21 protein-coding genes are annotated in these 21442 nt (G+C 75.7%); 10 read left to right on the top strand and 11 right to left on the bottom strand.

Going from position 1 to position 21442, the window contains the following annotated elements; all coding sequences use genetic code 11:
* Window positions 1–34: 34 nt before the first annotated feature.
* On the bottom strand, window positions 35–1633 hold the full coding sequence (locus ACIA8L_RS37260) for an alkaline phosphatase D family protein (protein ID WP_395912016.1): 1599 nt from the start codon (window positions 1631–1633) through the stop codon (window positions 35–37).
* A gap of 115 nt (window positions 1634–1748) precedes the next feature.
* On the opposite strand from ACIA8L_RS37260, the gene ACIA8L_RS37255 reads away from it, so the two are divergent.
* Window positions 1749–2264 carry a SigE family RNA polymerase sigma factor gene (locus ACIA8L_RS37255; protein WP_395912014.1) on the top strand — a complete coding sequence of 172 codons (516 nt, stop codon included), beginning with the start codon at window positions 1749–1751 and terminating at the stop codon, window positions 2262–2264.
* Window positions 2261–3439 carry a hypothetical protein gene (locus tag ACIA8L_RS37250; RefSeq protein ID WP_395912012.1) on the top strand — a complete coding sequence of 393 codons (1179 nt, stop codon included), beginning with the start codon at window positions 2261–2263 and terminating at the stop codon, window positions 3437–3439. Before ACIA8L_RS37255 ends, ACIA8L_RS37250 begins: the two co-directional genes overlap by 4 nt.
* Window positions 3440–3558: 119 nt before the next feature.
* Here ACIA8L_RS37250 and ACIA8L_RS37245 read toward each other — a convergent pair whose 3' ends face one another.
* Complete coding sequence (locus ACIA8L_RS37245) at window positions 3559–3723, bottom strand: hypothetical protein (protein ID WP_395912010.1); 165 nt, start codon at window positions 3721–3723, stop codon at window positions 3559–3561.
* Window positions 3724–3876: 153 nt separating this feature from the next.
* Here ACIA8L_RS37245 and ACIA8L_RS37240 point away from each other — a divergent pair, with 153 nt between their 5' ends.
* Genes ACIA8L_RS37240 through ACIA8L_RS37230 form a run of 3 tightly spaced genes read left to right on the top strand, consistent with a single transcriptional unit; the run spans window position 3877 to window position 6766 of the window.
* The gene (locus ACIA8L_RS37240) at window positions 3877–5058 is read left to right on the top strand and encodes an ATP-binding protein (protein ID WP_395912008.1); all 1182 of its coding nucleotides are present in this window, start codon (window positions 3877–3879) and stop codon (window positions 5056–5058) included.
* On the top strand, window positions 5046–6122 hold the full coding sequence (locus ACIA8L_RS37235) for a hypothetical protein (protein WP_395912007.1): 1077 nt from the start codon (window positions 5046–5048) through the stop codon (window positions 6120–6122). The genes ACIA8L_RS37240 and ACIA8L_RS37235 overlap by 13 nt, the downstream gene beginning before the upstream one ends.
* Window positions 6110–6766: a response regulator gene (locus ACIA8L_RS37230; RefSeq protein ID WP_395912005.1), complete on the top strand. Its 657-nt coding sequence runs from the start codon at window positions 6110–6112 to the stop codon at window positions 6764–6766. The genes ACIA8L_RS37235 and ACIA8L_RS37230 overlap by 13 nt, the downstream gene beginning before the upstream one ends.
* Window positions 6767–6800: 34 nt before the next feature.
* Here ACIA8L_RS37230 and ACIA8L_RS37225 read toward each other — a convergent pair whose 3' ends face one another.
* Window positions 6801–7388 (bottom strand): TetR/AcrR family transcriptional regulator, encoded by a 588-nt coding sequence (locus tag ACIA8L_RS37225; protein WP_395912004.1) that lies wholly within the window; start codon window positions 7386–7388, stop codon window positions 6801–6803.
* A gap of 94 nt (window positions 7389–7482) precedes the next feature.
* On the opposite strand from ACIA8L_RS37225, the gene ACIA8L_RS37220 reads away from it, so the two are divergent.
* Both ACIA8L_RS37220 and ACIA8L_RS37215 read left to right on the top strand, forming a co-directional pair.
* Window positions 7483–8223, top strand: coding sequence for an SDR family NAD(P)-dependent oxidoreductase (locus ACIA8L_RS37220; protein ID WP_395912002.1), 741 nt, complete (start codon window positions 7483–7485; stop codon window positions 8221–8223).
* A 14-nt stretch (window positions 8224–8237) separates the two neighbouring features.
* Window positions 8238–9143 carry an NADP-dependent oxidoreductase gene (locus ACIA8L_RS37215; protein WP_395912001.1) on the top strand — a complete coding sequence of 302 codons (906 nt, stop codon included), beginning with the start codon at window positions 8238–8240 and terminating at the stop codon, window positions 9141–9143.
* Here ACIA8L_RS37215 and ACIA8L_RS37210 read toward each other — a convergent pair.
* Genes ACIA8L_RS37210 through ACIA8L_RS37190 form a run of 5 tightly spaced genes read right to left on the bottom strand, consistent with a single transcriptional unit; the run spans window position 9133 to window position 13361 of the window.
* Window positions 9133–10335, bottom strand: a complete 1203-nt coding sequence (locus ACIA8L_RS37210) for a cysteine desulfurase-like protein (RefSeq protein WP_395911999.1) — start codon at window positions 10333–10335, stop codon at window positions 9133–9135. The genes ACIA8L_RS37215 and ACIA8L_RS37210 overlap by 11 nt on opposite strands.
* A gap of 47 nt (window positions 10336–10382) precedes the next feature.
* Window positions 10383–10781: a S26 family signal peptidase gene (locus ACIA8L_RS37205; protein WP_395911998.1), complete on the bottom strand. Its 399-nt coding sequence runs from the start codon at window positions 10779–10781 to the stop codon at window positions 10383–10385.
* A complete protein-coding gene (locus ACIA8L_RS37200) occupies window positions 10778–12598 on the bottom strand; it encodes an ABC transporter ATP-binding protein (protein ID WP_395911996.1) in 1821 nt (606 codons plus the stop codon). The genes ACIA8L_RS37205 and ACIA8L_RS37200 overlap by 4 nt, the downstream gene beginning before the upstream one ends.
* A gap of 1 nt (window position 12599) precedes the next feature.
* Window positions 12600–13130, bottom strand: coding sequence for a hypothetical protein (locus tag ACIA8L_RS37195; RefSeq protein ID WP_395911994.1), 531 nt, complete (start codon window positions 13128–13130; stop codon window positions 12600–12602).
* A 15-nt stretch (window positions 13131–13145) separates the two neighbouring features.
* Window positions 13146–13361, bottom strand: coding sequence for a hypothetical protein (locus ACIA8L_RS37190; protein WP_395911993.1), 216 nt, complete (start codon window positions 13359–13361; stop codon window positions 13146–13148).
* 142 nt (window positions 13362–13503) lie between these two features.
* Here ACIA8L_RS37190 and ACIA8L_RS37185 point away from each other — a divergent pair, with 142 nt between their 5' ends.
* Window positions 13504–16065 (top strand): ATP-binding protein, encoded by a 2562-nt coding sequence (locus ACIA8L_RS37185; RefSeq protein WP_395911991.1) that lies wholly within the window; start codon window positions 13504–13506, stop codon window positions 16063–16065.
* A gap of 31 nt (window positions 16066–16096) precedes the next feature.
* Here ACIA8L_RS37185 and ACIA8L_RS37180 read toward each other — a convergent pair whose 3' ends face one another.
* Together ACIA8L_RS37180 and ACIA8L_RS37175 are read right to left on the bottom strand one after the other, a co-directional pair.
* On the bottom strand, window positions 16097–16750 hold the full coding sequence (locus ACIA8L_RS37180; protein ID WP_395911989.1) for a hypothetical protein: 654 nt from the start codon (window positions 16748–16750) through the stop codon (window positions 16097–16099).
* Entirely contained in the window at window positions 16747–17892 is a 1146-nt protein-coding gene (locus tag ACIA8L_RS37175; RefSeq protein WP_395911987.1) for a type VII secretion protein EccE, read from the bottom strand. The genes ACIA8L_RS37180 and ACIA8L_RS37175 overlap by 4 nt, the downstream gene beginning before the upstream one ends.
* Window positions 17893–17995: 103 nt before the next feature.
* Between ACIA8L_RS37175 and eccB the strand changes: the two genes are divergently transcribed.
* The gene (gene eccB / locus ACIA8L_RS37170; RefSeq protein ID WP_395911985.1) at window positions 17996–19366 is read left to right on the top strand and encodes a type VII secretion protein EccB; all 1371 of its coding nucleotides are present in this window, start codon (window positions 17996–17998) and stop codon (window positions 19364–19366) included.
* 3 nt (window positions 19367–19369) lie between these two features.
* On the opposite strand, the gene ACIA8L_RS37165 is transcribed toward eccB, so the two are convergent.
* Window positions 19370–20434, bottom strand: a complete 1065-nt coding sequence (locus ACIA8L_RS37165; RefSeq protein ID WP_395911983.1) for a glycoside hydrolase family 43 protein — start codon at window positions 20432–20434, stop codon at window positions 19370–19372.
* Window positions 20435–20550: 116 nt separating this feature from the next.
* Here ACIA8L_RS37165 and ACIA8L_RS37160 point away from each other — a divergent pair, with 116 nt between their 5' ends.
* Window positions 20551–21405: a hypothetical protein gene (locus tag ACIA8L_RS37160; RefSeq protein WP_395911982.1), complete on the top strand. Its 855-nt coding sequence runs from the start codon at window positions 20551–20553 to the stop codon at window positions 21403–21405.
* Window positions 21406–21442: the final 37 nt, after the last annotated feature.

The following is a 21442-nucleotide window of genomic DNA, read 5'->3' as shown; positions in this document are numbered from 1 at the left end:
TGCGGAGCGCAGCCGCCCGGTGCCGGTGCGTCGATCAGGCGGCGTGCAGGGCCGAGGTGCCGGCCGCCACGGCGTAGGACGCGGTCGTGGTCACCGGCGTCTGGCGGACGTCGATCGTGTCGACGGTGCGGGCGTCGGTCCGCCACTCGTGCCGGTCGACGGTGCAGCGCAGATAGCCGCGGCGGGAGCCGTCGAAGTAGCGCACGTGCGGGTTGAGGGTCGGGTTGAGCGCCTTCAGCGGGGCGTCGAACGCGATCGGGAAGTCGGAGCTGATCGACGTGGCCGTGAACTCGACCGCCACCGGGGCCTGCTCGGGCCGGTCGAAGTCGACCCGCAGCTCGCTCATCCAGGTCGAGTGGATGTCACCGGCCAGGATCACCGGGTTGCGGACCTTCGCGTCGACGAGGTGTTGCAGCAGCCGGGCCCGCTGCGGGGCGTAGCCGTCCCACTGGTCCAGGTTGGCGATGATCGGGGGCACGCCGCCGGTCGGGTTGGGGAACTTGATCCGGCTCATCATCACCTGCTGCGCGATGACGTTCCAGCGGGCCGGCGAGTGGTTGAGCCCGTCGGCCAGCCAGCGCTCCTGGTCCTCGCCGGTCAGGGTGCCGGTGACGTTGGCGGTGCCGGCCTGGGCGAGGCCGAAGTCGCCGGGGAAGCCGCCGGGCTGGTCGGTGCGATACTGCCGGGTGTCGAGCACGTTGACCCGGGCCAGCCGGCCGAAGTCGAAGCGGCGGAAGATCCGCAGGTCCGCACTGCCCGGCTTCAGGTTGGCGCGGATCGGCATGTGCTCGTAATACGCCTGGTAGGCCGCGGCGCGCTGGCGGGCGAAGTCGGCCGGCGACTGGTGCTTCGCGCCCGTGTCGTCGACCTCGTCGACCAGGGACGCGTAGTTGTTCTCGGTCTCGTGGTCGTCCCACGTGACGATCCACGGGAAGGCCGCGTGCGCCATTTGCAGCACGGGGTCGCTCTTGTACTGCGCGTGCCTGGCCCGATAGTCGGCGAGCGTGACGAGCTGATCCAGGCCGGGTGTCACCGGTGTCGTGTGGTTGCGGTCGGCGAAGCGGCTCGACGGGTCGTACTCGTAGATGTAGTCGCCGAGGTGGAGTACCACATCCAGGTCTTCGGCAGTAACGCCCGCGTAGGCCGGCCAGTAGCCGTTCTGGAAGTCCTGGCAGTTGACGATCGCGAAGCGCAGCCGGCCGTTGTCCTGCCACGGCGCCGGCGCAGTCTTGGTACGCCCGGTCGGGCTGATCGCGCCCAGCGCCCGGAACCGGTAGAAGTACTCCCGGGCCGGCTGCAGGCCCCGGGCGTCGACGTGCACCGAATAGGCCAGCTCGGGCCGCGCGCCGACCTTGCCGGAGCGGACCACCTTGCGGAACCGGTCGTCGAGCGCGACCTGCCACTCCACCTCGACCGGCCGGTCCGGCCGGTCGGCGCGCAGCAGGCGGGTCCAGAGGATGACACCGTCGGGCAGCGGATCGCCGCTGGCCACGCCGAGCGCGAACGGTGTGGCCGGGTTGCCGGGGTGTGCGTGATCGTCGTGGCCGGTGTGCGCGGACGCCGCGGTGGCCGGCAGCAGCACCGCGCCGGCCGTCACCGCCGCCCCGCCGAGGACTTGCCGTCGAGTCAGCATGCGATCACCCTGCCGGGTGCACCCGAACTCCGGCCAAACTCCCACTGCATTTTTTGAACCCGGCCCGGTGTACCGCGCATTCCTCATACGGACACCCGACGGAGGGAGACAACGCGTGCGTGCCGAGCTCGAGCACGACTACGTGGAGTATGTGCGGTCCCGGCTACCCCGCCTGCACCGGGTCGCGTACCTGGTGCTCGGGGACGCCGACGCGGCCGACGACGCGGTCCAGAACGCGCTGACCGTGCTCTACCGGCGGTGGCCGCGGATCGCCGAGGTCGAGCACCTCGACGCGTACGTGCACACCATGGTCGTGCGGGCCTGCCTGGCCGACCGGCGCCGGCCCTGGTCGCGGGTCGTGCTGGTGGACCGCCCGCCGGAGACCGGGGCCGGCGACCACGGCCGCCGCGTCGACGACGCGCTGCTGGTCCGCCAGGCCCTGCACCGGCTGCCCGAACGGCAGCGGATCGTCGTCACCCTGCGTTACCTGTGCGACCTGCCCGTGGCCGAGGTCGCCCAGATCCTCGGCCTGGCCGAGGGAACGATCAAGAGCCGCACCGCGTATGCGCTGCAGGCGCTCCGGCAGGTCATCGAGGGGCCGGCCGCCGTACCGAAAGGGAGCCTTCCATGACCGACGAAGCGATGCGGGTCCTCGCCGAGCAGGCGGTGCCGCCGTCGCGGCTGCAGGCCGAGGGGGTCCTCGCGGTCGCCCGGTCCAGTGCCCGCCGCCGGCGCCTGGTCGCCGTGATGGCCGCCGGTGCGCTCAGCGCCGTCGCGCTGACCGGGACCGCGGTCGCCGTGTCGGCGGGTGACGGCGCCGGCCCCCCGGTGGTCGCCGGCCCGGCCACCTCGGGCCATCCCTCCAAGGGCGGCTCGACCGAGGCCAGCCCCCCGGGCCCGCCGCCGGCCACCGTCGCCCCGCCGAACTGCACCTCCGCGGCCCTGGCCGCGCCGGCCACCGCGGGCCCGCTGACCGTGGACGCGATCGACCCGGGCGGCCGGTATGTGGTCGGCCTGGTCGAAGCCGGGGCCGAGCAGCGGCTGGTCGTCTGGACCGACGGCACGCCCGCCACCCCCGGCGGCGGCCGTAACTTCTCACCGCACGACGTCAACGCCACCGGGGTGATCGCCGGGGCCGAGCTGGCCGACGGCGGGAAGAGCCGGGCCGCGGTGTTCAGCAACGGCAAGCTGACCCGGCTGCCGCTGCCGGCCGGGGCCACCGCCAGCAACGCCGTCGGCATCAACGCCCGCGGCGACGTTGTCGGCGACGCCGACTTCCCCGGCGACCGGATCAAGGCCGTCCTGTGGCGGGCGGGCGCCTCGACCCCGGTGGTCCTGGCCGGGGGCAGCCAGTGGGCGACCGCGAACGGCATCGCCGACGACGGCACGGTCGTGGGCACCCTCGACGACGGCGGGCAGCCGTACACGTGGGACCCGTCCGGGACCGGCCACGCACTGCCCCAGCCGGCCGCACCCGACCCGGGCGGCAAGGCCTGGGACGTCAGCGGCGACTGGATCGTCGGCTGGGCCGGGCGCACCGGCACCCAGCCGCAGCCCGTCCGCTGGAACCGCCGCACCGGCGCCGTCGAGGCGATGCCCGGGCTCCTCGCGCACGAGATCAGCGCGACCGGGGTGGCCGTCGGTGTGACCTCCGACCTGCCCGGCGGCCCGGCCCTGTGGCACAACGGCGTCGCCACCCTGACCGGCCCGGGCGGCGGCAACGGCGGCGAGCTCGTGGACGTCAGTGCCGACGGCCGCACGATCATCGGCAACGGCGGCAACGGACCGGCGATCTGGCACTGCTGAGCCCGGTGCTACGCGGGCGAGGGAGAACGACGCCCGCGCGGCCGTGGAACCGGGCCGGCGTCCGGATGCGGGCCCGGCCGCCCGTCGATGCGGCGGCCGGGCCCGGCCTCCCCCCGATCTCAGACCGCCGGCGCGCCCGTCCCGCCGCCGTGCTGGACGATGTAGCCCGAGCCGCAGTCCCGGCCCACCGAGCACGGGTTGACCGGGCCGCCCGTCGTCCCCGCGGCGAAGCCGACCGCCCCCGCCAGCATCGCGGCCGCCGCCAGCAGCATGCGTCTGTACAACCTGATTCCCCCCTCGCGACATCAACATGACCGGACGGGAAGGACCGTAGCGGGCGGGCGGGGGCTCGTATGAGCGTCGAACGACCCTCAATCGCTTGCGCGGCTCGGTTAGCGTGGCCGCGGATCGGTCGGGCGCGGCGCGCGGACGGGAGGGTGGACATCGGACCGGTCGAGACGTCGGTGACGGCGGGCGCGGCCCGGCTCACGATCGCCCTGCGGGTGGTCGTCGCCGGCTGGTGCACCGCCCTGCTGCCGCTCGGCGCGCCGCTGGCAACGTCACTGGCGATCGTCGCCGCGGCCGTCGCCTGGCAGGCCGCGTTCCTGGCCGCGACCCGGCTCGGGCGGCGGCCGGCGGCGCTCGTCACGGCGGCCGACGGGGTGCTGCTCGGGGCGCTGTGCGTGCTGCTGCCGGTGTGGTCGCTGCCGCACGGGTACCTCGACCTCGACGACTGGGCGCGGCAGGTGACGTCGATCGTCGGGGTGACCGTGCAGTGGTACACGCGGCCGCTCGGCGGGGCCGCCACCACCCTCGGGCTCGCCGCGGCCGTCGTCGCCGGAGCCCTGCTCGTGACCGGCGACGACCGCCTCGGCGGCCTGAACCTGCCAGCGCCGGACTGGAACCTCGGCGCCGACCACGCGATCGTCATGCTGTGGCAGGGCGCCCTGTCCCGGTGCCTGGCCTGGCTCGTGGCCCGGGGCGGCCGCCGCGTCGACGAGCTCGCCGCCGCCGTCACCGCCGGCCGGCGCGAGGCCCAGGTCGCCGCGGCCCGCCGGGCCGACGTCGAGGTGCACATGGCGCAGCTGCACGACACCGTCGCCGCGACCCTGACCGCGGCCTGCTCCCCCGGCGTCGGCGGCACCGGCCTGCGCGACCGGGCCCGCGCGGACCTGGCCCGGCTGTCGGTGCAGACGTGGCCCGGGGCCGACCTGACGGCGGTACCGGCCGGCCTCACCCTGCGCGTCACGACCGTCCTCGACGGCCCGGGCGGCCCCGGCGCGTGGGCCGAGGCGATGGGCGCGGTCCCCGCCGAGGCGGCCGCGGCCCTGGCCGCCGCCCGCGACGAGGCGCTGCGCAACGTCGAGCGCCACGCCGGCACCGGCGCCGCCGTCGTCGAGCTGCACCGCCCGCCGGGCGGCGGCCTGCGGATCGACATCGTCGACGAGGGCCCCGGCTTCGACCCGGCCACCGTCGACCCGGACCGGTTCGGCGTCCGCGTGTCGATCGGCGCGCGGATGCGCCGGGCCGGCGGCCGCGCCACCGTGGACAGCGCACCGGGCCGCGGCACCCGCGTCTCGCTGCAGTGGCCGGACCGGGGCGGCGCATGGAACGGCTGAGCGACGTGCGGGCCGCGCTGCGCTGGGGGGCCTGGGTCTTCGCCGGCGTGACGCTGCTGGTCTTCTACCGCACGCCGGCCCTGCACACGGCCACCGGCTACGGGCACCCGGGGGCGCAGCGGGCCGCGTACTGCGCCAGCGTCGCCGTGTGGCTCCTGACCGCCCTGCTGCCGGCCCTCCCCCGGGCCCGCCGGGCCGCGACGTGGACGCTGGTCGCCGCCACGCTGGCCGGCACCGCCGTCGCCACCGTCACCGTGCCCGCGGCCCAGCAGCACACGTCAACCAGCTGGGCCGCGGCCGCCAACGGCTGGCTGCTGCTGGCGATCACCTCGGGCCGGCGGCACCGGATCGTCGTGCCCCTGCTCCTGGCCCCCGTCGGCGGCGCGGTTGTCGTCGCGGGCACGGGCGGTACCCCCGAAATGGTCCTGATCCTGTCCCGGACGGCCGGCATCCTCGGCCTGCAGGTGCCGGTCGCGCTGGCCGCGGAGGCCCTCGAACGCATCGCCCGGACCGCCAATCTGCTGCGCCTGCAACGCGACGCGATCCACACCGCGCGGGTCGTCGCCGACACCGTCCACGACGACCGGCTGCGCCGCTCCCGGGCCGTCGCCGCCGTCGCCGAGCCGGTCCTGGCCGGCCTGGCATCACCGGACACCGACCCGGCGGCGCTGCGGACCCGCTGTGCCATGGCGGCGGCGCAGGTGCGGCGGCTGCTCGCCGAGTGGTACCGCGACGGCCCCGACCCGCTCGGCGCCGCGCTCGCGTCGTGCCTCGACCGGGTGCAGGCGGCCGGGGTGCACGTCCACGTCGCCGCGCCGGCCGTCCACCCCGACATCGCTCTGCCCGCCCCGCTGAGCGCGGCCGCGTGCCGGGTCGTCTGCGCCCTGACCCGGGCCCCGGTCACCCGGCTGCGGGTCACGGTCCTGGTCACCGCCGGCCAGGCCCGCGTCGGGATCGCCGCCACGGGCCCGCCCGCACCCGTCCCGCCCGTCCCCGCACCGCTGACGGTCCGCACGACCGTCGCCGGCGCCGCGTCCCTGGTGGAGCTGGCGTGTCCGCTGTGAGCGTCACCGTCATCGACGACCACCCGGTGGTCCTGGCCGGCGTCCGCGCCTGGTTCACGGCCGCCGGCATCACCGTCGCCGCCGCCGGCCCGGACCCGGCCGTCGCCTGGACCCCGCCGGGCCGCTCGGCCGACGTCGTCGTCATCGACCTCCACCTGGCCGACCGGCGCCCCACCGCCGGCGCGGGCGCGTGGGACGACATCGCCGCCCTGGTCGCCGCCGGCCGCCGGGTCGTCGTGTACACGATGCGCGACGACCGGGAGACGGCGCTGCGGTGCCTGGAGGCCGGCTGCGCCACGTTCCTGACGAAGGCCGAGGGCGAGGAGCACCTGGTGGCCGCCGTGCTGGCGGCCGCGCGGGACCGGCCGTACGTGCCGCCGGCCCTGGCCGGGGCGATGTCGGCCGACGAGACCCCGGACCGCCCGCGCCTCACGGACCGGGAGCGCGAAGTGCTGCTGGCCTGGTTCCAGTGCGAGTCGAAACACCTGGTGGCGGCCCGGTGCAACCTGTCGCCGCGCACGGTCGAGGGCTACATCGACCGGGTCCGCGTCCGCTACGCCCGCGCCGGCCGCCCGGCCCCGACGAAGGCCTCGCTGGTCGCCCGCGCCCTGCAGGACGGCCTGGTCGCCCTCGAAGACCTGTGACGACCGGTGGGACCGCTCCGGGCGCCGAGCGGGTTCAGGGGTGGGGGACGGCGCGGAGGGCGAGGTCGACGGTGGCGTGGAGGGAGGGGCGGTCCGCGCCGGCGGCGGCGTGGACGGCGTTGCCCTCGCTGACCACCATCACGTAGCGGGCCAGGGCGACGGCGTCGGTGCCGGGTGGCAGGTCGCCCTCGTCGACCGCGCGCGCCAGCCGGGCGGCCAGGGCCTGTTCGCCGGTGCGGCGGCTCGCGGCCAGGAACTGCGCGGCCTGGCCGGAGTCGCTGCCGCCGGCCAGGCCGCCCTGGATGGACAGGCAGCCGGGTGGGCGGTCGGGGCGGGTGAGGGCGTCGGCGTTGGCGCGCAGGAAGTGTTCGATGACGGCGTAGGCCGAGGGTTGCGTCAGCGCGGCGCGGGCATAGGCCATGTCGAACTCGGCGTAGCGGGCCACGGCCCGGCGGAACAGTTCGTCCTTGTTGCCGTACGCGGCGTACAGGCTCGGGCGGTTGATGCCCATCGCCTCGGTCAGGTCGGTCAGTGAGGCGCCTTCGTAGCCCTGCCGCCAGAACACCTCCACGGCGCGGTCCAAAGCGGCGTCGGCGTCGAACCCGCGGGGGCGGCCGGCCATCTATTCCTCCTGCTCCAGGTGACGCTCCTCATCTTAACCGATCGGTACAGAAATGATAACGTACCGATTAGTACAGAACCCGAAGGAGTAGATCATGACTACACGAACCGCCCTCATCACCGGAGCCACCTCCGGCATCGGGCTCGCCGCGGCCGAGCGCCTCGCCGCCGACGGCACCTTCGTCTTCCTCACCGGGCGGCGCCAGGACGCGCTCGACGCGGCCGTGCGGGAGATCGGGCCGAACGCGGCCGGCATCCGGGCCGACGTCGCGAATCTGCCGGACCTGGAGCGGGTCGCCGCCGCCGTCCGGGAGCGCGGGCAGGGGCTCGACGTCCTGTTCGCCAACGCGGGCGGTGGCGAGTTCGCCGCGCTCGGTGACATCACGTGGGAGCACTACGCCACCACGTTCAACACCAACGTCGGCGGTACGTTGTTCACCGTGCAGGCCATGCTGCCGCTGCTCAACCGCGGCGCCTCGGTGATCCTCACCGGGTCCAACATCGACGTCAAAGGCGCGGCCGCGTTCAGCGTCTACGCGGCGACGAAGGCGGCCGTGCGCTCCTTCGCCCGCAGCTGGGCGGCCGAGCTCGTCGGGCGCGAGATCCGGGTGAACGCCATCGCGCCGGGGCCGGTCGGCACACCCGGCCTGCGTGGGCTGGCCGAGGGCCCGGAGGCGGCCGAGCAGCTGCTGCAAGGACTGGCGGCGGGGGTACCGATGCGGCGTCTCGGCCGTCCCGAGGAGATCGCTGACGTCGTGGCGTTCCTCGCCTCGCCCGCGAGCTCGTTCATGACCGGCGCGGAGCTGTATGTCGACGGCGGCGCGAGCCAGATCTGAGAAGGGGCATGTCGATGCGAGCGATACGGACAACGCGGTACGGAACGCCGGACGTTCTCGAGGCCGGTGAGCTTCCCGTGCCGGAGCCGGGGGCGGGGCAGATCCGGGTCGACGTCCGCTACGCGGGGGTCGGGCCGACCGATCTCGCCATCCGCGCCGGGCATCTGCGGGCGGCGTTCCCCCTCGAACCGGGCGGGGTGCTCGGGTTCGAGGCGGCCGGCACCGTCGGCGCCGTCGGGCCCGGCGTCGACGATGTGACCGTCGGTGACGAGGTCGCCGTGTTCCTGCCGAAGCTGGGCGGCTACGCGGAGTCGGCGCTGGCCGAGTTCTGGGTGCCGAAGCCGGCGAACGTGTCGTGGGCGGACGCGGCCGCGCTGCCGGCGTCCGGTGAGGCCGCGGCCCGGGTCCTGGACCTGCTCGAGCCGAAGGCCGGCGAGACGCTGCTGGTCCTGGGCGGCGCGGGCGCGGTCGGGAGGATCGCCACCCGGCTGGCGGTGGCCGCCGGTGTGCGGGTCGTCGCGGCCGTCCGGCGCGGCGACTTCGGCGCGGTCGAGGAGCTCGGCGCGACACCGGTCGACTACGCGGAGCCGCTGACCGACGCCGTCCGCGCGGTCACGGCGACCGTCGACGCGGTCCTGGACGCCACTGGCCGCAGCGATCTCGCGGCGGCCGTGGCCCTCGCCGGCGGTACCCACCGGGTCGTCACGCTCTCCGACCACCGCGGCCCCCAGCTGGGCGTCACCCTGTCCGGCCCGGACCCGGCGCACCTCACCGAGCGGCTCGGGCGGGCGATGACCGCCCTGGCCGACGGCACGGTGACGCTCCGGCCGCACGTCGAACGCCCGCTGGCCGACGCGGCGCCGGTCCACGCCGAGCTGGAGCGGGGCGACCTGCGGGCGAAGGTCCTGCTCAGGCCATGAACGCCCGCAGCCCGGTGAGGACGCGGTCTATGTCGGACCCGTCGGTGTAGGGCGCCAGACCGAGGCGCAGGCCGTGCTCGTCGCCGGGCACGGCCAGCCGCCGCCACGGCTCATACGCGTAGAATGACCCGGCCGGCGCGAGCACGTCCCGCGCGGCCAGGAACTCGAACGCGTCCCACGTCCGCCGCCCCGGTAGCGTGACCAGCAGCGTGGGTGTCCGCACGGCCGCCCGCGAGTGCACGACCACGTCCAGTTCCTCGAGTCCCGCTTCCAGAAGCGACAGCAGCCGTGTCTCGTGTACCTCAACCGCGTCCCACGACAACCGCAGGCGCTCCCGCCGATCGGTCGCCGAGCCGGGCGCGATGGCGGCGATGAAGTCCACGGCGGCGGTGGCCCCGGCCATCACCTCATACGGCAGCGTCCCGAGCTCGAAGCGCTCCGGCACCGCGTCCGTCGCCGGCCGCAGCTTGTCCGGGTGCAGCGTCTCCAGCAGCGAGGGCGCCGCCGCCAGGACCCCGCAGTGCGGCCCCAGCAGCTTGTACGGCGAGCACACGAACAGGTCCGCCCCCATCGCCGGCACGTCGATGAAGGCGTGCGCGGCCAGGTGCACGCCGTCGACGTACACCAGCGCCCCCACGGCGTGCGCGGCCGCGGCGATGGCCGGGATCGCCGGCCGGGTGCCGATGAGGTTCGAGGCCCCGGTGACGGCGACGAGGCGGGTCCGCGCGGTGACGGCCGCGGCGACCGACGCCGGGTCCACCTCCGACGTCGCCGGGTCGAAGTCGATCCACCGCACGACGGCCCCGGCCCGCTCGGCCGCCTGCACCCACGGCCGCACGTTGCAGTCGTGGTCGAGCCGGCTGACGACCACCTCGTCCCCGGCGGCCCAGGTCCGGCCCAGGGCCCGCGAGAAGTCGTACGTCAGCTGCGTCGCACTGCGCCCGTAGACGATCCCGGCGGCGGGCACCCCGAGCAGGTCCGCGTACGCCGCCCGGAACGCGCCCACCGCCCCGTCGGCGTTGCGCTGCGACAGCCCGGTGACCCCGCGGTTGGACAGCGGCCCGGTCAGCGTGGCCGCCACCGCCGCCCCGACGGCCCGGGGCGTCTGCGTGCCCCCGGGCCCGTCGAAGTAGGCGATCCCGGTGTCGAGGGCGGGAAACTGGCTGCGCAGGGCGGCGACGTCGTACGGCATCCCCACAACGAACCAGGCCGCGCCGCCGATGTCCAGAGCCGGCCCGGTCAGTCCGCCGCCCCCGGTGAGACGACCCGCGCGACCACCAACCCGAGCGGCAGCGGCCCGAACTGCCGGGAGTCGACACTCACCGGACCGTCGCCGAGCAGAAACACATGCCGCGGGGGTACTGTCCGGCCCGCCGGTCCGGTCTCGCCGGCCATCGCGGCGACCCGTTTCACCAGCAGCGGCGTGAACCGCCGGTCATAGCCCGCGGGGGGCCGGCACACCACCACGTCGCCGGTGCGGATGGGGCGGCCCAGACCCCGGCGCAGGGCCAGGACCCGCGCGCCCGGGCGGTATGTCGGCAGCATGCTCGGGCCGGCCACCCGCACCCGCAGGAAGCCGAGCCGGACGACGGCCAGGGCGGCGACCGCGGCGGACGCGGCGATGAGCAGCGCCGTCACGAGGTGCCGCGCTCGGTCAGGGCGAGGTCGGCATACCCGGCCGCCTGCAGCCGGAACAGGCGCGCGTACTCGCCGTCGCGGGCCAGCAGCTCGTGGTGGCCGCCCAGCTCCGCGACCCGGCCCCGGGCCAGGACGACCAGGACGTCGGCCTCGCGCAGCGTGCTGAGCCGGTGCGAGACGAGCAGGCTGGTCCGGCCGCGGCGCAGCGCCCGCAGGCGCTCGTGCAGGGCGTGCTCGGCCTCGGCGTCCAGCCCCGAGCTCGGCTCGTCGAGGATCAGCAGGTCGGCGTCGGCCCGCATGAACGCGCGGGCGACGGCGATGCGCTGCCACTGCCCGCCGGAGGGCAGCGCGGCCCCGGCGTCCTCGTCGTCGGGCACGTAGTGACGGCTGAGCATCGTGCGGTACCCCCATGGAAGCTTGGACAGGTAGCCGTCGATGCCCGCGGCCGCGCCGGCTCGCCGCACCGCCGCGACGTCCTCGACCGCGTCGAGCCGGCCGAGGCCGATGTTCGTGGCGGCCGGCAGGTCGTACTGCATGAAATCCTGGAACACGGTGGCGATCCGGGCCCGGACCGCCGCGACGGGCAGGTCCCGCAGGTCGACGCCGTCCCAGAGGATGCGGCCCCGCTGCGGTTCGTACAGCCGGCCCAGCAGCTTCACCAGCGTGCTCTTCCCGGCACCGTTGAGCCCGACGAGCCCGACGGACCGCCCGGCCGGGATCCGCAGGTCGAGGCCGCGCAGGATCCATGGGCCGTCGTCGCGGTACCGGAACCAGACGTTCTGCAGTTCGATGCCGCGCTCGAGCGGCGGCGGCGGCCCCGAACCGGTCGCGGCGGGCGGCGGGACCGGCTCGGTGACGATGTCGTGGTAGGCCGCGAAGAGCAGCAGCGACTGGTACACCAGGGCCACCGCGGTGGCGATCGCCCCGGCCCCGGCCAGGATGCCGGTCCCGGCGGCGATGAACATCGACACGTCCCCGGCCGACAGCCGCCCCCGGACCGCCAGCCCGACCGCGACCACCACCCCGGCCGCGCCGCCGAGGGCGATCAGCAGCTCCAGCACCAGGTCGACGGCGGCCACCCGCAGCCCGAGCGCGGTCTCGGCCCGGTTGGCCGCGCGCAGCTCGCGCAGCATGCGGTCCTCGAAGTAGCGGCCGAGCCCGAACAGCCGGACCTCCTTGGCCGCCCGGGCGTCGGTGAGCAGGCTCTTGTAGAGGAACTGCCGGCGCATCGTGGCCGCCAGGTCCAGCCGCAGCCGGGCCCGCCGCCGGCTCACCCCGGCCCGCAGCATCACCGACGGCACGGCCACGACCAGCGCGACCAGCAGCATCGGCGGCCAGATGAGCAGCATCGTGGCGGCGAACCCGGCCGTGGTCAGCGCGCAGCGGGCGATGGTGACGAGCCCGTGCAGGATCTCCGCCGGGGCCTGGTCGCCGGACTCGTCGGCGACCCGCAGCCGGTCCAGGAACGCCGGGTCCTCGAACGGCCCGATCCCGGTCTCGGCGTTGACCCGCCGGAACAGCCGCTCCTGCGCGGCCGCCACCAGCCGGCGGCCCAGGATCAGGTCGTTGCACTGGGCCGCGATCAGCACGGCCGCGCCCAGCAGCCCGGCCCCGGCCAGCAGCGCCGCCGCCGGCCACACCCGGGCCGCCGGGTCGGGGGCGGTGAGGCCGTCGATGACGGCCTTCATCCCCCACGCGGCCGTCACCGGCGTGACCGCGCCGAGGACGGCGAGGACCACGGTCGCGGCGAACGGACCGGGCGCCGCCCGCCAGCCCAGGGCGAGCGCGAACCGGGCCCGCCGGGCGAGGACGCCCACGTCAGCGCACCGCGCCCGGGACCAGGTCGCCCGGGGCGTCCGCGACCTGCCGGACCACCCCGCCGCCGGCGACGACCAGGCACGGGAACGCGCCGACGCCGAGCGCGGCGGCCAGCCCGGCGCCCGCGTCGTCCTGCTCGACGACCCGCGCGACCGGGCCGAGCGCCCGGACATACTCGGCCCGGCCGGCCGGCGCCCCCACGACGACCGCGATCGGCCGGGGCTCCCCCGGCGGCGCGTCGGCCATCAGCCGCCGGATCGCCGGCAGCTGGGCCCGGCACGGCCCGCAGCCCTCGAGCAGCAGCGCGACCAGCACGTCCGGGCCGGCCAGCGCGGTTTCGTCGAGGGCCGCCCCCGTCGTGTCGGCCGTGGCGAACCGCAGCACCGGCGTGCCCGGCGACGGCCGCGGTGGGCCACCGCGCCCGGAGTCGCGCAGCTCCCGGACCCGGGCGGCCAGCCGCAGCCCGAGCGCGAGGGCGGCGGTGGCGATCACGGCAGTCAGTGCGAGCGCGCTCCAGGCGACGGTGGTCACGGTCTCCTCCTCCGCTTACGCTTTGCAGTCGCCGTAGACCGAGCCGACGTATACCCATTTCCACTCGCAGTAGCCGGGGTACGCGCAGACGTTGCACCACTGCCAGCGGTCGTAGTAGCCGCCGCCGCGGTACACGCACTTGTACTTCGCCTGGCAGGCGGCCGCGTGCGCCTCCACCTCCGGTGCCAGCTGCCTGATCAGTGCCCCCGCCAGACCGCGGACGAATCCCATGCCGATCTCCCTTCGTTCGGTGACTGCGGGTAACGGTAGGAAGGTTCGACGGACGTCGACACGTCACGGACCGGCAACTCGGCCGCAACTGCGGCCCGATCGGCGGGCCAGCGGGTGGGAGCGCTCCCGGTACGCTGGGTCGATGGGGGATTTCGGGCAATGGGTGCGCGAGACCCGGACCGGCCTGCTGCTGACCCAGGAGGAGCTGGCCGAGCGGGCCGGGGTCAGCATCCGCACGGTGCACCGGCTGGAGTCCGGCCATGGGGGCGCGCCCCGGCCGGCCACGCGCCGGCAGATCACCGCCGCGCTGGACCGGGCCCAGCCGCCCCCCGGCACCGCCGCCGCGACCGCCGCCCCCGGTCCCGTGCCGGCCCAGTTGCCCCTGGACGTCAGCGCGTTCACCGGCCGGGCCGGCGAGCTGCGCGACCTCGACGACCGGCTCGCCCGGGCCGTCGCCGACCCCGGCACCCAGCCGCGGGTCGTCGTGCTGACCGGCGCCCCCGGCGTCGGCAAGACCGCCCTGGCCGTGCACTGGGCGCACCGGGTCGCCCACCGCTTCCCCGACGGGCAGCTCCATCTCGACCTGCACGGGTATGACCTGGAGCGCCCGGTGGAGCCGGCCGAGGCCCTGGCCGAGCTCCTGCGCGCGCTCAACGCCGAGCCCCGCGACCTGACCAGCGCCCGCTACCGCACCCTCCTGGCCGGCCGGCGGATGCTGATCCTGCTCGACAACGCCCGGGCCGTGGAGCAGGTCCGCCCCCTGCTGCCCGGCGGCCGCTCCTGCTTCGTCCTCGTCACCAGCCGCGACAGCCTCGCCGGCCTGGTCGCCCGGGACGGCGCCGCCCGGGTCACGCTGGCCGAGTTCACCGACGAGGAGGCCGCGGGCCTGCTCCGCGCGACCATCGGCCCCCGCGCCGACACCGACGGGGCGGCGGTCACCCTCCTGGCCGAGCGCTGCGCCCGCCTCCCCCTGGCCCTGCGCATCGCCGCCGAGCGCGCCGCGGCCGCGCCGGGCGCGTCGCTGCGGTCCCTCGCCGACGAGCTGGCCGACGAGCGCCGCCTGCTCGACCTGCTCGACGCCGGCGATCCGCGCTCGGCGGTCCGGGCCGTGTTCTCCTGGTCGTTCCGCGAGCTGCCGGCCGCCGCCATCGAACTGTTCGACCTGCTCGGCCTGCACCCCGGGCGCGACACCGAGCCGGAGGCCGCGGCCGCGCTGTGCGCCACGGCCGTCCCCGCGGCCCGCGCGGCCCTGGCCGAGCTGGCCCGCGCCCAGTTGCTGACCCGGCCCGGCGCCGGCCGCTACGGCGCGCACGACCTGCTGCGCGTCTACGCGGCCGAGCGCGCCGCCGCCCTCCCGGAGCCGATCCGCCGGGCCGCCCTGACCCGCCTCCTCGACCACTACCTGGCCGGCGCGGCCGCGGCGATGGACGCCCTGTATCCCCACGAGCGCGACCGCCGCCCCGCCCGCCCCGACGGCGTCACCCCGCCGCGGATCGAGGACGCCGAACAGGCCCGGGCCTGGCTCGCCGCCGAAGTGCCGAACCTGATGGCGGCCGGGGCCGCCGCGGCCGCCGGGGGCTGGACCGGCCACGCGGCCGGCCTGGCCACGACCCTGCGCCGCTACCTGGACCTGGCCGGCTACTGGGCCGAGGCCCTGACCCTGCACTCGCGGGTCCTGGCCGCGAGCCGCCGCGACGGCGACCGCCCCGGCGAGGCCGACGCCATGCACATGCTCGGCGTCCTGCACTGGCGCCTGGGCCAGCTCGACGACGCGCTGCACGCGTTCCACAACACCCTGGCGATCCGCCGCGAGACCGGCGACCGGGCCGGCCAGGCCACCGCCCACAACAACCTCGGCGGCGTGTACGTCCAGCGCGGCGAGTACGACGCCTTCTTCGAGCACATCCACCGGGCGGTGACCCTCCACCGGGCGACCGGCAACCGCCCGGGCGCCGCCGCGTGCGTCGGCAACCTGGGCCTCGTCTGCGTGCAGCTGGGCCGCTACGCCGACGCGGACCGCTACCTGCACGAGGCCGCCGCCGAACTGCGCACCGTCGGCGACGACAGCGGCCTGGCCAACGTGCTGGAAGAGATGGCGGGGGTACATCTACGCCTGGCCCGATACCCCGAAGCCGAACGCTGCCTCACGGAGTCGCGCACCCTGACCCGCCGCGTCGGCGACCGCCTGACCGAGGCCAACGCCCTGACCGGCCTCGGCTCCCTGCGCACCGCGACCGGCCGCTACGAGGAGGCGGTGACCCTGCACCGCGAGGCCCTCGCCAGCTACGAGGAGATCGGCGACCGGGCCGGCACCGCGGACGCCCTGGACAACCTGGGCGTGGCGCTACGCCACCGCGGCCGGCTCCCCGAAGCCGTCCGATGCCACCGCCAGGCCCGCACCATCATCGACGAGATCGGCGACCGCCGCCGTGCGCCGAAGGTCCTCAACGGCCTGGCCGAGGCCCTGCGCGCGACCGGCCACCACGCGGAGGCCCTGACCCACCACCGCCGCGCCATCGAGCTGGCGGTGGCCAGCGGCAACCGGATCGAGCACCCGCGCGCCCTGTGCGGCATCGCCGAAACCCTCGAGGCCACCACCGGCCCGGCCGCCGCCCGGCCGGTGTGGGCGGAGGCGCTGGCCCTGTACGACGCGCTGGGCACCCCGGACGCCACCGCCGTCCGAGCCCGCCTGGACCCGGCCTGACCCGGCACCGGCCGGGCGCGTCAGGCCGGGGTCACGGGGTGGGCGGGAAGACGATGGGGACGATGCCGTGGCGGTCGGCGAGGGCGATCTCGCCCGGGCGGAGGTCGTCGGCCGAGGCCGCGTCGGCGTGGCCCCAGCGTTGGGCGACGACCGTGGCGTAGCCCTGGGCCGTGATCAGCATCGTGTCCACGTTGGCCCAGAAGTCGGAGCCTTCCGGGGCGTCGCTGCTCACGTGCATCACCGTGCACCACGGCAGTTCGCCGACCCACAGCGGCGGGGCCGTCGGGTAGTCCACGATGAGCACCTGCGGGCCCGGTGCCGACGTCGGCGGGGTGCCCGGGGCCGCGGGCCAGCTCGTCGGGGCGTCCAGCCAGGTCAGGGCCGGCCCACTGACTTTGGCCCGCAGCGCCTCCCAGTACTGCGACCCGCCCGTCAGCACGGCGACCTGGCACCCGACGCCGAGCAGCCGGTAGGCCAGCGCGGTCGCCCAGGCCGGATGGCCGAGCAGCCCGATCCGCACGGGCCGGGGCTGGATCGCGGCGACGGCCACGGGGCGCCCGTCGCGGTCGGTGCCGAGCACGACGCCGCCCGGTGGGATGTCGAGGGTCAGGTCGACCTCGCGCGGGCCGGACCACCGCACGGCCGGCAGCGCGGCCAGGTCGACGTCGCCGGAGCTCTGGGTCATCGCGGTGTCCATCCGATCGCGCCGGTCAGCGGGCGTGGGCCGCCGCCCAGGGGCAGGGTGGCCAGGACGCCCGCGGCCTGCGCGCCGGGCAGGGGAACGGCCAGGCCGGTGTCGAGGACCTGCTGGCGGGCCTGGCGGGCGCGGGCCTGGTCGGTGCTGACCAGGCGGACCGCGGACCGGGTCCGGGTCGAGGGGCCGTCCAGCTCGACGGCCAGCGAGAGCACGGCGCGCTCGGCGGGCGAGTGGGCGGCGGCCTGCAGGAGCTTCTGCCAGTCGGCGGCCGAGGCGATCGTGGCGCCCAGGCAGTGGTGCTGGGCCGGGCCGGCGCTCCAGCCGTCGCGGTGCAGGGTCGCCTTCGGGGCCGGATCGCCGACCGTGCGCAGGGTGCGGGTCAGCTCGGCGGCGTCCAGGGGGACGGCGGCCAGGCCGTGGCGGAGCAGGCGGACGCGGAGGCGGGCCAGGGCCGCGGCCACGGCCCGGCGGGCGCCGTCGGCTCCGCCCTCGCCGCGGCGGCGGGCGGCCTCGGGGGCCCAGATGGGCTCGTAGCGCAGGGCGACCCAGGCCCGGCGCATCAGCGGTACCTCCGCCCCCGGCCACGGGTCGCGCGACGGGCCCGGGCTGTTGCCGTTGGCGCGGGCGCCGCCGAGCTGCTCGATGAGCAGCTGCACGCCGGCCAGGGCGACGTCGTCCTCGGCCGCGTAGGCGGCCAGCCGGCCCAGGTCCAGCCGCAGCGGCGTCTGGGTGTCGAGCTCGAGGGCGGCGGCGAAGCCCTGGCCGTCCCAGGCCACCCCGACCGCGTCGGCGTTGCGCTCGTCGGCGCACTCGGCGACCTCGAGCCGGGGCGCGATCGCGGCCACCGCGCCGAGGTCGCGGGCGGGGCCGCCGGTGGACGGCTCGGCCGGGGCCAGGGAGGCGACCCGGAACCGGGCCGCCAGCAGGTCGGTGGCCCAGCGGCCGTCGCGCCGGCCCAGGGCGACGGCGAGGACGAGGACCGCCACGCCGAGCAGCACGTAGCCGCCGATCCCGAGCAGCGCGCCGCCGGCGATGGCCGCACCCGCGGCCGCCTCGATCGCGAGGAGCCGGCCGCGGCCGATCCGGGTGCGCCGCCCCGGCCTGACCCGCTCCTGTAGTTGTGCCGTCACCGTGACGTCGCCCCCGTTCCGGTCATCGGATCGATTTTGGTGCACGTACTATGAAGTCGCAAAACCCGACGGACATATCGACGGCGAGGAAGCAACCGACGCGATGGCGACCACCCGCGACCACGTCGCAGCCTACGACTACGAGAGCCGGCGGCGGGTGACGAGCCTGGTGCGCGGCGAGGACGAGGCCGGCCAGGACCCGCAGCGCCGGCTCAACCGGACGCTCGTGGGCAGTGCGGTCATCGCGGTCCTGGTCATGGCCGGGTTCGGCATCGCCGGGCTGCTCGGCGGCGGCAGCGGACCGAGCCTGCCGGACTCCGGCGCCGTCCTGGTCAAGGGCAGCGGCGACCGATACGTCCTGGTCGACGGCGTCCTGCACCCCGCCCTCAACCTCAGCTCGGCGATGCTCGTCGGCGGCAACAAGCCGATCGAGGTCCGCGCCTCCGCCCTCGACGGCAAGCGCCGCGGCCTGCCCGTCGGCATCCCGGGCGCGCCCGACGGCCTGCCGCAGCGGCTGACGACCGGGCCATGGACGGTGTGCGTGCTGCCGTCCGGTTCGCAGGTCGTCCGCCCCGAGATCCTGGTCCTGGCCGGGCCGGCCGCGCCGGCGGAGGGCGAGCTCGGCGGCAACGCCGCGGTCCTGGCCGAGGACGCGGGGACGACCTGGCTCATCACGCAGGGCCGGCGATACCGGCTCACCGGCAACACCCGCGCCGTGCTCGGCCTGCAGGACGCCCGCTCGATGGCGGTGCCGGCCCGGGTCCTCGACACCCTGCCGGAGGGCCCGGAGATCGCCGGGCCGACCGTCCAGCACGGCGGCGCGCCGGCGACGGCGCTCTCGGTGAAGGCCAACATCGGCGACGTCATCCAGACCGAGCTGGCCGGGCAGCGCCCCAGCTACTCGCTGGTCCAGGCGGACGGGCTGACCCCGATCACGCCGCTGACGGCGACGCTGCTGACCGCGGCCGGCAGCAAGCTCGTGAAGAGCACGGCGGCCGTCGACGCGGTCGGCTCCAAGGGCGCGGTCCCGGGCCGGCCCGGCTGGCCGAAGGAGGTGCCGCAGGCCGTCGACCCGGTCCGCGGCCAGCCGCTGTGCGTCAGCACCACGCCCGGCACGCCACCGGGCGACGCCGCGTGGGCCGCGACCGTGAGCATGCCCGCGGCGATGCCGTCGGTCGCGTCGGCCCCGCCGATCGCCACGAAGCTCGGCACCGACAGCTTCCTGGCCACGTCGGTGGCGATCGTCCCCGGCACCGGCGTCCTGGCCCAGGCGACGACGACGGCCGGCCAGGACGGCGGCTACAACCTGGTCACCGAGGCCGGGCAGCGCTTCCCGATCGTGTCCGCGGAGGCGGTGGCCCGTCTGCAGCTGAACGCGGGCGCCGCCGCACGAGTACCGCTGCCGTTCGTGGCGCTGCTGCCGTCGGGCCCGACGTTGGACCCGACGGCGGCCGCGCAGGAGTATGTGGGTTAGCCCCTATTCAAAGAATTTGAGCCCGAAGCCGGTGTCCGTCGTGGCGCCGGGCACATTCGATCGGCGGTACGTCACGCTGCCCCACCAGACCGCCGAGCCGATGTACCAGTAGCGGGCCGACCACGAATACGGCGTACCTTTGGCGACCGCGTGGAACATCGTCGGGAATCGGTTCCCCGACGGCGGGCTCGCGGCGATGTCGCCACGCTCCAGCACGAACGTGTGATGCCCCGGCCCGTCGACGTTGAGCGTGGTGTCCCACCCGGCCATCATGCTCGGCGCGTACGACCCGAACAGGCAGCCGTTGCTCTTGTACCAGTCCCACACGTAGGTCGGGTCCCCGCCGGCCCGCAGGCGCAGTTCGGCGAGGCAGTACTTGCTGCTCCAGCTGCCGTTGGCGGAGTACACGACGTGCAGCTGCCCGCGCGGGTCCAGGATCGGCTCCGGCGCCTCGTTGATGTACGGGTTGCCGACGACCCGCTCCCACGCCTCCCGCGGCTGCGAGATGACGTACCGCGCCCCGGTCGCCGCCGTCGGGCTCGCCATCCGCGCGATGTACAGGTTCTGCTCGACGTTCGTGGTCCCCGCCCACCCGGACCAGACGAACCACCGCTGCCCCTGGAACGTGAACGGCACCCCGTCGATGGCCCACCGATCGTCGGGCAGCGCGACCTTGACCGCCGCGCCGTAGCCGGAGTCCGCGGTGGCCGAGTCGATGTGGTACATCCGGTGCGCCGCCCCGGTCCCGGCCGAGAAGTACACGTGATACCGCCCGTCCTGGAACACGATCTCCGGCGCCCACACCTCCCCGAGCCCGGTGTCCTTCCAGACCTGCTTCCTGGGCGCGCTCGCGATACCGTCCAATGTGGACGCGGTGCGGATGGCCACCCCGCCGTCGACCGACTTGGCCGCGACGTAGACCCCGTTGACCTTGATGACGCTGGGGTCGGCCCCGCCGAGCGCGGTGGCCCCGGCGCTGGCCGACGGTGCGGCCACCACGACGGGCACCAGCGCGAGCGCCCCGGCCAGCAGGAGCGCGGCCACCCCGGACCGCCGGATGCGAACCATACCGAAACCTCCCGCAGCTGATGCACTCTCGTCGATACCTTGGGCAAATAGTAAGGTTTATTTAGAGCCAGCACCACCCAGTGGTCACGTCGGGAATTTTCGACGACAATCAATGCATGGGGGTACGGGGACCGCTCGCACGACTAGCCGGGCTCACGGCGACCATCGCACTGTTCTGGGTGCTGCACGAGCAGTTCGAGGGCCGCTCCGCCGCCGGCCCGGCGCTCGTGCTCGGCGGTGCGCTGCTCACCTGGTGGCTGCTGCGCTCCGCGTTCACCGGCGTCGGGTGGCGGGTGCGGCTGGGCCGCCTCGCGACCGGCCTGATCCTGAGCGGCGGCGCCGTGTACTACGGCCGGGCCCCGCTACGCCTCGACGTAGTACTCCTGGCGCTGGCCGTGGCGATGCTGGCCGCCCGCGCCGTGTGGTACGGCAAAGTCCCGTGGCGGGCCCTGATCGCGCCGTGGCTGGCGCTGGCGATCGCCGGCCGATACGTCGGCCAGGCGCTGGCGCTCACGGTGTTCTGGGTGCCGGACCGGCTCATCGGCCTGACCGACGGCGCCCTCGCCGTGCTCGTCGGCGTCGTGGTCTGGCCGCTGTGGGCGGCGGTCCTGGCGTTCACGCTGGGCGTCTACCAGTCCTACACGCTGGTCCGCGAGCGCGTCACCCACAGCGTGTCGACGTCGTGGGGCTACGGCCCGACCACACACACCGACACCACGGAGGACTGGCAGGAGCAGGTGCTGCAGGGCCCACCCCCACCGACCCACCTCCGCCCCCTGACAACCCTGGGCTACACGAACGGCGGCTGGCACACCAGCTCCTCAGGCGGCGGCAGCTACCGCTCAATGTCGACAACGTCCTGGTCAACCGGCCGCTGGCACCACCGGGGCCTCCAGTTCCCCCCGGCCTACATACCGGTATGGGCGACCTGGCTGAAGTCCACCATCCGCCGCAAGCGCGCCGCCGAGTAAGCCCGCGACCAGGCGCTCGCAGCTGTCCGTCAGGTAC

The sequence above is a fragment of the Dactylosporangium sp. NPDC051541 genome (genome assembly GCF_044454505.1).
In the GTDB taxonomy this organism is placed as follows: domain Bacteria; phylum Actinomycetota; class Actinomycetes; order Mycobacteriales; family Micromonosporaceae; genus Dactylosporangium.
Note: the sequence above shows the minus strand (reverse complement) of the source record. Positions and strands in the feature narration are given on the sequence as shown.